The 12,915-nt window shown below is 50.6% G+C and carries 14 protein-coding genes; 6 read left to right on the plus strand and 8 right to left on the minus strand.

Annotation, left to right across the window (positions count from 1 at the left end; genetic code table 11):
- Window positions 1–194: 194 nt before the first annotated feature.
- On the minus strand, window positions 195–422 hold the full coding sequence (locus EDC56_RS14520; RefSeq protein ID WP_123713274.1) for a DUF1653 domain-containing protein: 228 nt from the start codon (window positions 420–422) through the stop codon (window positions 195–197).
- Window positions 423–435: 13 nt separating this feature from the next.
- On the minus strand, window positions 436–912 hold the full coding sequence (locus EDC56_RS14525) for a hypothetical protein (protein ID WP_123713275.1): 477 nt from the start codon (window positions 910–912) through the stop codon (window positions 436–438).
- Window positions 913–1,033: 121 nt separating this feature from the next.
- Between EDC56_RS14525 and EDC56_RS14530 the strand changes: the two genes are divergently transcribed.
- The gene (locus tag EDC56_RS14530; protein WP_123713276.1) at window positions 1,034–1,474 is read left to right on the plus strand and encodes a universal stress protein; all 441 of its coding nucleotides are present in this window, start codon (window positions 1,034–1,036) and stop codon (window positions 1,472–1,474) included.
- On the opposite strand, the gene EDC56_RS14535 is transcribed toward EDC56_RS14530, so the two are convergent.
- The gene (locus EDC56_RS14535) at window positions 1,475–3,367 is read right to left on the minus strand and encodes an ATP-binding cassette domain-containing protein (protein WP_123713277.1); all 1,893 of its coding nucleotides are present in this window, start codon (window positions 3,365–3,367) and stop codon (window positions 1,475–1,477) included.
- A gap of 180 nt (window positions 3,368–3,547) precedes the next feature.
- On the opposite strand from EDC56_RS14535, the gene EDC56_RS14540 reads away from it, so the two are divergent.
- On the plus strand, window positions 3,548–5,503 hold the full coding sequence (locus EDC56_RS14540) for a transglycosylase SLT domain-containing protein (protein ID WP_148059424.1): 1,956 nt from the start codon (window positions 3,548–3,550) through the stop codon (window positions 5,501–5,503).
- Between the two features lie 25 nt (window positions 5,504–5,528).
- On the opposite strand, the gene EDC56_RS14545 is transcribed toward EDC56_RS14540, so the two are convergent.
- Entirely contained in the window at window positions 5,529–6,344 is an 816-nt protein-coding gene (locus tag EDC56_RS14545) for an MOSC domain-containing protein (RefSeq protein WP_123713279.1), read from the minus strand.
- A 97-nt stretch (window positions 6,345–6,441) separates the two neighbouring features.
- On the opposite strand from EDC56_RS14545, the gene EDC56_RS14550 reads away from it, so the two are divergent.
- Window positions 6,442–7,248 carry a TatD family hydrolase gene (locus EDC56_RS14550; protein WP_123713280.1) on the plus strand — a complete coding sequence of 269 codons (807 nt, stop codon included), beginning with the start codon at window positions 6,442–6,444 and terminating at the stop codon, window positions 7,246–7,248.
- A 51-nt stretch (window positions 7,249–7,299) separates the two neighbouring features.
- Here the strand turns inward: EDC56_RS14550 and EDC56_RS14555 are convergent, their stop codons facing one another.
- Together EDC56_RS14555 and EDC56_RS14560 are read right to left on the minus strand one after the other, a co-directional pair.
- Window positions 7,300–7,560: a glutaredoxin family protein gene (locus EDC56_RS14555; RefSeq protein WP_123713281.1), complete on the minus strand. Its 261-nt coding sequence runs from the start codon at window positions 7,558–7,560 to the stop codon at window positions 7,300–7,302.
- Between the two features lie 6 nt (window positions 7,561–7,566).
- Window positions 7,567–8,142, minus strand: a complete 576-nt coding sequence (locus EDC56_RS14560) for a YjaG family protein (protein ID WP_211333716.1) — start codon at window positions 8,140–8,142, stop codon at window positions 7,567–7,569.
- Between the two features lie 183 nt (window positions 8,143–8,325).
- Between EDC56_RS14560 and EDC56_RS14565 the strand changes: the two genes are divergently transcribed.
- The gene (locus EDC56_RS14565; protein WP_123713282.1) at window positions 8,326–8,913 is read left to right on the plus strand and encodes an SPOR domain-containing protein; all 588 of its coding nucleotides are present in this window, start codon (window positions 8,326–8,328) and stop codon (window positions 8,911–8,913) included.
- Here the strand turns inward: EDC56_RS14565 and EDC56_RS14570 are convergent.
- Window positions 8,910–10,451, minus strand: a complete 1,542-nt coding sequence (locus EDC56_RS14570; RefSeq protein WP_123713283.1) for an AMP-binding protein — start codon at window positions 10,449–10,451, stop codon at window positions 8,910–8,912. The genes EDC56_RS14565 and EDC56_RS14570 overlap by 4 nt on opposite strands.
- Window positions 10,452–10,489: 38 nt before the next feature.
- Window positions 10,490–11,119 (minus strand): carbonate dehydratase, encoded by a 630-nt coding sequence (can, locus tag EDC56_RS14575; protein ID WP_123713284.1) that lies wholly within the window; start codon window positions 11,117–11,119, stop codon window positions 10,490–10,492.
- A gap of 168 nt (window positions 11,120–11,287) precedes the next feature.
- Here can and EDC56_RS14580 point away from each other — a divergent pair, with 168 nt between their 5' ends.
- Window positions 11,288–12,067 (plus strand): TrmH family RNA methyltransferase, encoded by a 780-nt coding sequence (locus EDC56_RS14580; RefSeq protein ID WP_123713285.1) that lies wholly within the window; start codon window positions 11,288–11,290, stop codon window positions 12,065–12,067.
- A gap of 269 nt (window positions 12,068–12,336) precedes the next feature.
- Complete coding sequence (locus tag EDC56_RS14585; protein ID WP_123713367.1) at window positions 12,337–12,813, plus strand: Dps family protein; 477 nt, start codon at window positions 12,337–12,339, stop codon at window positions 12,811–12,813.
- Window positions 12,814–12,915 lie beyond the last annotated feature (102 nt).

Raw genomic sequence — 12,915 nt, forward strand, 5'->3', positions numbered from 1 at the left:
GGTCAAGCACTGAACACAACTTTCGACAAATTCGTATATCACTACCCTCCCCCTCCGCAAGCAATTAACCATATGATATGCCACAGTTAAGGGGACTAATTTAGGCTATTAGTGAAGCATTATCGGCAGTGAAAATTAATGGCAACACTGGTGGCATATAGTTGATTAGCTACTGTTGATTAGCGCCACTATTGTTACACCGTGGTTTTCTCTTCATCTCCCACATAAGCAAAACGTGGCTGCCACTCGCCCGCCACCTGAACCGTCTCAACAAACATCGACAACGGTCTCACCCACAAGCCTTGATCACCATACGTCGGCCGATAAACAACAAGCGCCTCCTCTGTTTCAGAGTGCTTCGCCACTCCCTCAACCTGGTAAAAGGCACCTTTGTAGTGCTTATATAGACCTGTCTTAACCATATCGACCTCTTAATTAACGCTGTTCATTTTGCAGTTTCATCACTTCTGAAATAATACTCGCAATCTTGTCGACCCTCTCCTCAGTCCCCTGTTCCAACCAATAGACACCAACAAACCCCTGTTCGGCCTCAAGATAACAACACCCTTTCGGTAGTGTCGCGCAAAGACGTTGCAAAGCTTCTTGTATCATCAAATCAGGTTTACCAATCCACTCAAAACCCGCATCGACGACCGAGACATACCAAAGTGGACGTGGCTTATCCGTATCCGCTTGCTTGTTCCTCGGGTGATTGGTTAGGTAACAGGTCATCGTCGGGTTGTCATGACGACGCTGCAAGCGCGGTGGCAGCGTTCTAATAGATACCTGCATATGCATCTTTGCAGCGTGTTCTCGCAAACGAACAAGCTGTTTCTGCCTAGGACTAGGGCGCATCCAGATAACCGGCGAAATCGCCATGATAATCACTAAGATAATTACAATATAAGCCATAGATCAATACATGCTATTGTTGTAACAAATCACCGTTTGACAGGTGACTTGAAACTGCCGTTTAATCGGCAATGAGTAAATAATATCAACACGTCACGTAATAATAGCTAGGAGTACACCTATGTCTGATTACACGCATATTTTATTGGCGATAGACCTTAGTACAGACAGCCCCCAAGTTTGCCAAAAGGCTCGTTCACTCGCTCAATTTTACGGCGCTAAAATCAGCATTATCCATGTGGTTGAGCCGCTCAGCTTTACCTATGGTAGCGATATCCCTCTGGATTTTTCTGACATCCAACAAGATTTAATGAACCAAGCTAAACACCAACTGCAGGAGATAGCGAGCAATATCGGTATTGACGATGAAAGCTGCCATCTCACCCTTGGCCGACCAGAAACTGAGATTCACAATCTTGCTGCCGCCATTAACGCCGACCTTATCGTCGTCGGTAGCCACGGCCGCCACGGTCTTGCCTTAATTTTTGGCTCGACCGCTAACGGCGTACTCCATGGTGCAGGCTGTGACGTCTTAGCTGTACGTGTCGAGGAAAGCGAATAATTATTCCGAGGCCAACTCCTCCAACTCAGCCCAACGCTCAACCGCCACCTCCAGTGCCTGCTCTGCTTCAGCTAGCTGAGCAAGCACCTTATCCTGCTCTTCGCGAGGACGCTGATAAAAACCACTATCGGCAACTTGTGCCTGCCACAGTTCATTCTGCTCTTCGAGAGCCTCAATTTTAGCGGGTAACTTTTCCAGCTCATGCTTCAGCTTAAAGCTCAATTTTTTACTGGCGGCAGGAGTTTCCTTCACCTCAACAGCAGCAGTGACCTGTGGCTTTTCCTCCGTTGCAGCCGTCACACTTATCGTGCCTCCCTGCGTCTTCCAGTCACTATATCCACCAATGTACTCACGCACCCGGCCAGGTGCCTCAAAAACAATACTGCTAGTAACGACATTATCCATGAAGGCTCGGTCGTGACTCACCAACAACATCGTGCCTGGGTAGTTCATTAAAATTTCTTCGAGCAGCTCCAGCGTCTCCACATCCAAATCGTTAGTAGGCTCATCGAGCACCAACAGGTTAGACGGCTGACTAAACAACTTTGCGAGCATGACACGATTACGCTCCCCCCCCGACAGCACGCCTACGGGTGTTCTGGCTCGCTCTGGCGAGAACAGGAAATCTGATAGATAGCTATATATATGCCGATCTTTACCGTTAACCTCGATAAAGTCTCGCCCCTGTGAAACGTTGTCGATGATATTTTTTTCGCCATCGAGCTCTGTGCGTAATTGGTCAAAGTAGGCGACTTCCAGTTTTGTTCCCTGCTTGATCGTCCCAGCCATCGGTTGCAGCTGCCCCAAAAACATCTTCAACAGGGTACTTTTTCCCGCACCGTTGTTGCCAATGATGCCAATACGATCACCGCGCTGAATCACCGTTGAGAAACCATCGACAATCTTTTTATCGGCAAAGCTATGTCTTAAGTCTTGTGCCTCAATGACAATCTTGCCCGATTTTTCCGACGACTGCGTCGCTATATTCGCTTTACCGGTCACATTACGACGCTCGGCTCGCTCATTTCTCAGCGCCTTAAGCGCCCGCACCCGACCCTCGTTGCGGGTACGGCGAGCCTTAATGCCCTGACGAATCCACACTTCCTCTTCCGCCAGACGCTTATCAAAGAGCTCATTATGCTTTTCTTCAGTCGCTAAGCGTTGCTCACGATACTCTAAGAAGCTGTGATAATCCCCTTTCCAACTAAAGGCCCAACCGCGGTCGAGTTCAATAATACGTGTCGCTAAGTTCTGCAACAAAGCCCGGTCGTGGGTGACGAATAACAATGCGCCACGGAAGTCCAGTAACTGCTTTTCTAGCCAGTCAATGGTTGCTAAATCAAGATGGTTAGTCGGCTCGTCCAGTAATAACAAGTCTGGCTCGCATACTAACGCCTTGGCCAGAGCCACTTTACGACGCCACCCCCCCGACAACGTGCTCATAGAGACACCGCTTGGCAGCTTTAAACGGCTCATCACATTGTCGATTTTAGCCTGTGCTGACCAACCATCGACACTGTCGATATCGTGCTGAATCTTTGCCAGCTTTTTTAGCCCTTTTTCGTCAAGCTCTTGCATCGAAAGCTCATTAAAAGCCGCCAGAAGCTCTCCAACACCAGGCAACCCCTCAGCCACCACGCTATCGACAAGGCGATCATCTGCTGCAGGCAGCTCCTGTTGCAAGCAAGAGATCCTCACCCCGCTATCAAACCAAAGCTCACCGCCATCCAGCTTGATATCGCCTTGAATCACCTTCAGCAAGGTGGATTTGCCGACACCATTACGCCCGGTAATACATACCCGCTCGCCTTTATCGATTTGAAAATCAACGTTATCCAATAATATCTGCGTCCCATAACTCAGCTGGGCGGCACTCACTCGAACCAAAGGCATAATACTGCTCTATCAAAAATTTCCGCCAATTTTACTCTTCGCACCCACTAATCGCTACACCTTCCTAATTTTCACTACACTAAAATATACCCCTGTAGAATATTCGGAGCCGTTTTGACGATTATTCCCACCAGACATAACTCCCTTCTTGCAAAACCTAAGCTTTTGTTATGGCGATTTTTGATCATTATTCTCAGCTTATCTCCCGAGGCGAGCGCCCAAGTAATATCCAATACTCAACGCGTACAACAGAGGCTGCTGTATATTGAGGCCATACAAGCCACTGAAAATAACGACACCATAAACTTTCAACGACTCTATCAACAGCTGGCAGGTTATCCGCTGCGCCCCTATCTGGAATACCATCAACTATTAAAGAATTTCGGCACTATCGACGATGCCGATGTTGGCCTCTTCCTCCGTGCCAACACCGGCAGCCTTATTGCCGAGCGCCTGCAGTACCTCTGGCTCCGACACAAGGTGCAACTACAAGATTGGCCCGGTTTCATCAAGCACGATGATGAAACACGCTTCCAATCAACCGATATGCAGTGCGCGCGATTATTGGCCCACAGCGGCAACAATGTCATCGCACCCAACCTCCACAATAGCGTCCGCCAGCTATGGGCACAGAATGGCACCCTCCATGAGCAGTGTCTTATTTTATTCAGTAACGCACTGCAGCAAGCCATCATTGCAGATGACGATATCTGGGCACGTTATCTCAGCCTCTTTAAAAGCAATACTGACAATGCCAATACGCTCTATTTTTACCTCAACCCCAAGGACCAACATTTAGCCAACCAACTGCTCAAAGCTCGCTCGTCTCCCGAGCAAGCCAGCACCATTTACTCTGGCTTGAGCCTTAACGAAAACCTCCTTGTTAGCGCCTATGCCATCAAAAAACTTGCTGAGCTGTCACCACCGCAAGCAATGCTACTTTTGCCAGAGACAAAGTTAACCAAACAGGCCTACGAAAAAAGCGCCTACTATATCGCCTGGCAAATCACCCTTGAGTCACCCGGCGATGCTTATCAATGGCTCAAAACCATCGACACTGAATTTCAGCACCCCGCGCTAACAGAGTTTAAAATAACACTGGCGCTGACCAATAATCATTGGCAAGAAATTAGTTCGTTGATTGAACAGCTCCCGCACACACTACAAATGAGTCCGCGCTGGCAGTACTGGTCCATTCGCGCACAGGAAAAGTCCTCGCCAAGCGAATCAGCTCGGTGGCAAAAACATTATCAAGCGTTAGCACAACAGCGTAACTACTACGGGTTTCTTGCAGCAGCGCGAAGTAAGACGCCCCCTCAGTTCAACGACCAATCACAACCGCTAACCCCTCAAATCACACACACCAACGGTATTTTTCAGCAAAATGCTTCACTGCGCCGCGCCATCGAACTCTATCACTTTGGCGCAACGAAGCTTGCTAGGAGGGAGTGGCAGCACGGCATCGCCTCATTAAACCCGAGCCAGCAAAGAATGGTGGCCGTTGCCGCCCACCACAACCAGCTCCACCACCAGAGCGTGCAAACAATTATTCAGGCTCAACTCTGGGATCACCTCAACCTGAGATTCCCCACTGCCTATCGCTATTTCGTTAAAGTTGCCAGTGAGAGCACACAGATACACCCCAGCTGGTTGTTCGCTATTATTCGACAGGAGAGCCAGTTTGACCCAGGCCACCGCTCTAGTGTCGGTGAAATAGGGCTGATGCAGCTGCAGATTAAGCACGGGCAATCACATGAGCGCTCGAAAACACTACTCGACCCTCGTATTAACATCCAACTAGGGGCTCGCTACTTCAAGCAGCTACTCGATCGATTTAATAACAATTATTCGCTTGCTTGCGCCGCCTACGAGGCAGGCCCCGATATCATCGAAAGCTGGGTGGAAAAAAACCGTCAGATTACCGACCTTGACCAGTGGATAGAAAGCATTCCCTATCAACAGGTCAGACACTACGTACAGAACACGCTCGTTTTTAATGCCATCTATCGTTACTTACTCGGTCAACCCAGTATGATACTGGCCGATCATCAACGCTTCCCTGCGTCAGAATCAAGCGATTTTCTCACCTCATCACCGTACCTTTCTCTTCCAGGAAAACGCCGCCCACAAGAATGAAGTGTTAGTCCCGCTCGCCAATCTCTTAGCTAAGCTCACTATCGACGGTAGACACGACTAAACGATCGCCACGTTGGATTTTCGTCAACGCATCGAAGGTTAGGTTTTGCCCAAAGTAAATCGCCCTATCACGACGTCGATAAGAAGCTAACACTCTATTCAAGGTTGCATGGCGCTCCCCCGTCAACGGATCCAAAGAGGGAATAGAGCAGCGAGAACAAGGCTTCGCTACCGTAAAGTTCACTCGCTCATGCTTAAGACTGGACCAACTATCTTCGGCAAAAGGCTCACAACCACCAACGACGATGTTGGGCCGAAAACGGCTCATCGTTACTTTTTCCTCCAGCCGTCCATTCAAGTCATCTAACGACGCCTGCGAAATCACCATCAAGGGAAAACCGTCAGCAAAGCCAACAGTCTGCTGGCCATCGCTATAAGCCGGGGCAACAATACGGTCGATATGGTCGGCGATATACACCAGGCGACAAACGACCGCTAAACGCTGCTCCAACCACTGCGCGACCTCGTCACCACAATCTTGTGCAATGACGGTATCGCCCCAAACCTTCACCTGCATCTCAACATTAGCGTTTGCTTCGGCAACCTGTATTTCTCCGTTATCGTCGCGCAACGTCAGCTGGCCGTCCTCGATAGCGGTGCTTATCTTTGTCATCTCAGAGTGCTGACGCTGGGTGATAAACTGCCCATCTGGATCCACAACCATCCAACGACGGTCATACTTAGCGCCAAACTTGTCCAGCTCAATCGAGTCTACAGCAATCCCCCTGAGTGATTTCACGGGGTGGATATAGAGCTCCGAAACAATAACATCTGCCATCATAAATACCTTCACAACAAAACACTGAGTCTGGAACCGAGGATCCAGCCGCCGTACAATAAGGCTATTATCACCTTTTCACCAACATAGAGACAGCATCTTGTATATTGATATCGGGCTCAACCTTTGTAATCAACAATTCGATAAAGACAGAGAAAAAGTTATCGAGCGGGCCCTCGAACACCAAGTCACCAAGATGCTGCTGACGGGAACGAGCCTTAGCTCAAGCCTCGACGTTCTGCAGCTATGCGAGCAACAACCCGATCATTTCTGGGCCACAGCAGGTATACACCCCCACGACGCCAGCAGCTTAACCGCTGACAGCTGGCCTGAATTGTTCGAACTGATGCAACAAGATAAAGTCGTTGCTATCGGCGAGACCGGGCTCGACTTTAATCGTAATTTCTCCACACCGAGCGAGCAGCAGAGTAGTTTTGAGCAGCATATCGAAGCGGCCATCACACTTCAAAAGCCTCTCTTTCTTCACGAGCGAGACGCCGGTGCGCGCATGCTAGAGATGCTGCGCTGTCACCGAGACCAATTAGCCAACGCCGTCGTACACTGTTTCACCGCTGATAAAGAGACGCTCTACGGCTACCTCGACCTCGATCTCTATATCGGCATCACTGGTTGGATCTGTGATGAGCGCCGTGGCCTCGAGCTGCAAAAGCTAGTGAGAGAGATACCGGAAAACCGCCTATTATTAGAGACAGACGCCCCCTACCTTCTGCCGCGAGACCTCAAGGCGGCGCAGCGTCCAGCAGGCTTCACCGCCAAAACCCGTCGCAACGAACCCTGCCTACTGCCCCATGTTGCCGCAGCCGTCGCCGAGCACACCGGCCGTAGCCTGGAGGCCATTGCCACGCAAACCAGCCTTAACGCAGAGCGAATTTTCACCCTGCGTTAATTAGAGTGTTAACACTGCTGTTCTTGGTTAAAAAGGTTGTTGCTTGTCAGTCTAAGTTGAAGATGCTTGCAGCATGGCCTGTAGGTACTGCTCAGCCAGAGCCGTATCAAAAGGCCAGCCAAGTTCGACACTATGCCCTTCTAGGCGAATGACGGGAATGCGCTCACCATAGAACGCCAGTAATCGATCATCGTCCGCAACCTCGACATGAACCAGTTCCACCTGATAGCGAGCTAATAGCGAGGATAGCTCACACTCTGCCAGCTCGCAGAGATGGCAGCCTAACGTGGTATATAAATAAAGCGGTAGCACTGCCCGTTACTCCGCACTAATTCCTAGATTACTGACACCGTCATTAATCGCCAACTTTCGCAGTTCACGAATGACTGTCGCCGACTTCAGCTCAGCATCGGGCAACTGCAAAATCGTATCGAGCAGGTATTCATTCGCCTCAATCAATTCAGAATCTTCTGGCGCAATTTGCTGCATCTCTAGAAAACCCTCAATCGCACCGCGCGATACGGCCAACACCTCTCGACGATAGCTCTCACCCTCCCCCTCTAACACACAGTTGAGCGCAGAGTTCAGCACCACACAGGCATCAATGGCGGGGTACACACCAAACATATCGAAATCGTCGGCATCGGGGGTAATCACCTCGAGCTTCTCAGCTTGCAGCTCGAAATTAATTTTCGCGCCATCGACTAATAGCCATTCCCAAACCACATTCAGTATATTGCGTAGCGCCACTGCGTCGGTAAACTCACTCACCTGGCAGAAGAGCTGGTAGTTTGGGTAAGAGCGCTGACAGACCGCCGCCGCCAATAAAACAGTGCGTCGAAGCTCAGACGTAATACGAGACTTACTGGCGCGTGGCGCGGGCTTTTTATTCACGATTATTCCTCTACGATTGACAAAAGGTGTCTATAAATTCTCAAAACGCTACGCTAGTATTGAAATGTTGATGACATAGGCGCAACAATAAAGCCACCGTCATCGATAGGCTCCCCGAAGTCGATTATTCCGGGACATCATCCTAAGAACATGGTGGTAAGTATAACTAAGTTAGGCAGATTTATGGTAGCCAAAGTCATATTCATTAGCGGTATCTGCGGTCTTCTAGGCCTGATGGCAGGCTGCAGTAGTAACACTTCGAATCCCCCCCCTGCTGAAACCAGCGATTGGCAGTGCCGCGCCAATAGCAACGGCCACTGGCAGTGCGGGCAAGGCAAAATGACAACAAACACAACCGTTACAGCCACTCAGCCAAGCGCAACCGTCTATACCGATACCAGTGCCAGTGCCAGTGCCAGTGCCAGTGCCAGTGCCAGTGCCAGTGCCAGTGCCAGTGAAGGCGAGCCTAAGCTAGCTGCCAGCGCTAACTCAACAGCCCTGAAAATCAGCCACCTCAACGATGCCCCTGACAATTATTACGTGGTACAACTAGGCGCCCTTTCCAAGCAAAAATCACTCACTACCTATTTACAGCTCTATGCCGACTATCAGCCTTTAGTGCTACCTAGCAATCACCTATTCCTGGTGATAGAGAACATCTACCCAGACTATGCCAGCGCCCAACGCGCCGTTGCCAACTACCCTGTCGCGAAAGGGGTCGGACAGCCTTGGATACGCCGCGTTAGTGAGCTGCGAAAAAGCTTACGTTAACCGCGAGGCGGGTATTGATCACGAATACGCCGTAGGTAGAGCTTACCTGCTGGCGTGCGGGGCAGCTTTGACGTCATATACACCTGCCGAGGTAGCTTATAGGCTGCCAATAGCTGCCGACAATGAGCCATCAGCTCATCCTGCAAGCCTTCCCCCACCCCCTCTGGCATCGGCTGAATGACGGCGACAACCTGCTCCCCCCATTCGTCATCCGGCACCCCAAAGACACCCGCATCGGCGACAGCAGGGTGATCAATTAACACCGCCTCAATCTCCGCCGGGTAGATGTTTACGCCACCGGATATAATCAAGTTAGAGCGACGATCAGATAGGTAGACATAACCGTCATCATCAACGCGACCAAGATCACCAAGGGTAAAGGCACCACAAGAAAGATGTGCCGCGGCCGTCTTCTCAGCATCCCCGTGGTACTCAAAGACACGCGGCATATCTCTGTGGCGCGCATATAACAGGCCAATCTCGTTAGCGCCAAGCCGCTGTCCCTGCTTATCAACACTAAAGACCTCAAATTGTGGTAACGCCTGCCCCACCGTTCCCGGGCAACGAAGCCACGCCTCACTGTCGACTAACGTTGTGACGCCACCTTCAGTCCCCCCCCAATACTCAACCAGTATCGTCCCCCAAGCCTCTATCATCTGCTGCTTAACCGATGCCGAAATAGGGGCTGCGCCGTGCAAGACAAGACGTAGGCTACTGCAGTCATGAAGTTGACGCTCCGCCAGCGGTAGCTTCAACAGACGCACAAACATCGTCGGCACCCAGTGTGTGTGCGTTACTCCGTAGCGCTCAATCAACACCAGCGCCTCGCGCACGTCAAACTTCTGCATCAAGTAAAGGCTGGCACCGTTGAGCAAATCGTAAATCGCATAAAGTGCCGGCGCGGCGTGATACATCGGCCCCGTCACCAGGTGAACGCCCTCACCATCGAGGCCAACGTGATGGCCCCCCTGACGCATATTGCTTAACATCGTCTCAAGACAATCCGCTGCAACCCGTTTAACGCCCTTCGGGTAACCTGTCGTGCCACTGGTATAGATCATCAAACCGCCAGCTGTATCAGCGGCAGCCGGCTTTGTCAGGCTCACTTCCGCTAGCTTTGATGGATAATCCGCCTCGAGGTCAATAGCCAGTCTTAGCTGTTCAAGTACCGCAGAGCCACTGAGCTTCTGCTCGAATAATGAAGCGCTGTAGAACAGTGTCGTTGCCGCAGAGTCGGCGACAATATATTCGACCTCAGGCGGTGCCAAATGCCAATTGATCGGCGTCAGCCAGGCACCACTGAGCAGCACCCCCAGCATAATTTCGACATTTTCATAGCGGTTGTCGAGTAACAGCGCCACGTGATCACCCGGGCCAACGCCGCACTTACGTAACAGACTATAAACACGATAACTGCGCTCGACTAAGGTAGGAAAGTCGATTTGATTAACGCCATCCTGTACAGCAAACGCCTTGTCATTCCGTGACAGATAATCCAAAACCATAGCTTCACCCAGACCTTTGCGGTCTATTTCCATGAAAAACGTTGCTGCACACGCCAAATACCGTCGTGCGTTTAAGAGATCCGATAGGTTTCTGGAATCTGATCTTTACCGCTAATTCGTTTACCCAAGCTTTTCAACATACCGTCACTCAAACCGTAAATCCAGCCGTGGACCTCTAGCTTCTGGCCGCGCTTCCAAGCATTCTGCACAATGGTGGTATGACAAACATGCCCGACCTGCTCGATCACATTAAGTTCACACATGCGATTAATCTGGTCTTGCTTAGACCCTGCTGCCGACACCTCGTCGAGGTTACGGTGGTAAATATCTTTAATATTACGCAACCAGTTATCGATCAGACCCAGCTCGTTATCTTCCATCGACGCCGCCACACCGCCACAACCATAGTGCCCGACAACAGCGATATGCTCGACCTTCAAGTACTCTACGGCATATTGAATGACGGATAGGCAGTTAAGGTCGGTATGAGTGACAACGTTGGCTACGTTGCGGTGAACAAATAACTCGCCCGGTAGCAAACCAACAATTTCATTGGCGGGTACCCGGCTATCCGAACAGCCGATCCACAAATACTTTGGGCTCTGTTGCTTCGATAGTTTCTTAAAAAAATCGGGGTTATCTTCTTTAATGGCCGCGGCCCACTGACTGTTATTGCGAAACAGCTCATCAATATTAGGCATATTTTATACTCTTAAGATTGGTATTTTCACAAATAGTGGCCGTCCATTATAACGCCTGCGAAGACGATTTTCACGATAGAAGACAACAACGGAGTGGGTTATAATCACTTCTTCCCTCCTTTTAGATGTGGTCATCGAGCACATTTCAGCACAGGCTAAACACGACTCATGAGTAAAAATCGCTACCAGGGCGACAGCGACAGCTATCTTGCCAAAAAATCTCAGCTCGCCAGCCTCATCACCGTCTATGGTCGCAACCCTGTCTTCGAGGCGCTGAACGACCGCTCGATGAGTATTGCCAAGCTGCACCTTGCCGATAGCAACCGTCCCTCCAAGGCCGTGCAGGAGATGATCGATATCGCGGAGCGTCGTGGCATCGAGGTGCTCTACCACGAGCGTAAAGCGCTCTCACGCATCTCCAAAAACGGTAAACAAGATCAGGGCGTCGCCCTCGACATCCAGTGTCCGCTGTACCGCAGCGCCAATGAGCTGCTCAAAAAAGAGCTGCCGGCACGTATCCTTGCCGTTGACGGTATCACCAACCCGCAGAACCTCGGCATGATCATCCGCTCAGCCTGCGCCGGCAATATCGACGCACTGCTACTATCGACCGGTAAGGGGAATGTGACACTCTCTCCCCTGGTCATTAAAGCTAGCGCTGGCACGCTCTTTAAGATGCCTATCTACCACTGCCACAACCTCGCAGAAGGCCTTACCGAGCTCAAGCAACACGGTGCCGATATCTGCACACTGTCCTCTTACGCCAAGACCACCCTGTTTGACTATCGACCGGCTAAATCGGCTGTCTATGTCCTTGGTAACGAAACTGAAGGCGTCTCGAAGAGTGTCGAAGCTGTCGCCACCGTCGGCCTCAATATCCCGATGAACCGGGGCGTCGAGTCACTCAACGTCGCCGTCACCGGCGCGCTCATCGCCTTCCTACCCTAGCACTCGGCAACACAAGCGGCAGGTGCCCGGTAACGATTTATCGATACAAGACGCCGCCTGCTGTTTTCTTCTTTTACTGCTCCGTTACTCCTTGTTGTGCCTTGTTGCTGCCCGCTGCAAACAGCGACTCAACCTGCCCATCACGACGATAGATTAAATCGATCAAACAAAAAGAATTAATCGATTATATCTATCCACTGCTTTTCACCATAATGCCCGCATCAACACAGAACACCAAACACGGTGACTATTCTACAGAGGCAACGACAATGAATTCAGCAACAAACCTAATCGGTCTAGACCACGAAAAATCACAGCAGCTTGTCATCGAGCTCAACACACTGCTGGCCAGCTACCAAGTTCACTATATGAATAGCCGCGGCTACCACTGGAACATCAAAGGTCAGGGCTTTTTCGAACTGCACGAGAAGTTCGAGGAGATCTATACCGACCTGCAACAGAAGATCGACGAGATCGCCGAGCGAATTCTCACCCTCGGTAGCACCCCCGATCACAGTTACAGCGTCTACGCGAACAACAGCCTAATCGAAGAGCACACCCGCGCCTACGACGCAAAGTCATGCATGCAGGGCCTGCAAGCTGGCTTTAGCCAACTGATCAGTTTTCAGCGAAAGGTGCTCAACCTAGCCGCTGAAGCGGACGATGAAGGCACCGCCGCCCTGATGAGCGACTATATACGCGAGCAGGAAAAGCTACAGTGGATGATCAGCGCCTACCTGCAATAGTGATAACGCAATGTCGTAGTCATAATGTAACACCACAGCCATAAGGTAATACCAAAGCCATAACACGATGGCATAAGTCACAGCGAAAACAAAAAACCCTAG

This window comes from Sinobacterium caligoides (assembly GCF_003752585.1).
In the GTDB taxonomy this organism is placed as follows: domain Bacteria; phylum Pseudomonadota; class Gammaproteobacteria; order Pseudomonadales; family Sinobacteriaceae; genus Sinobacterium; species Sinobacterium caligoides.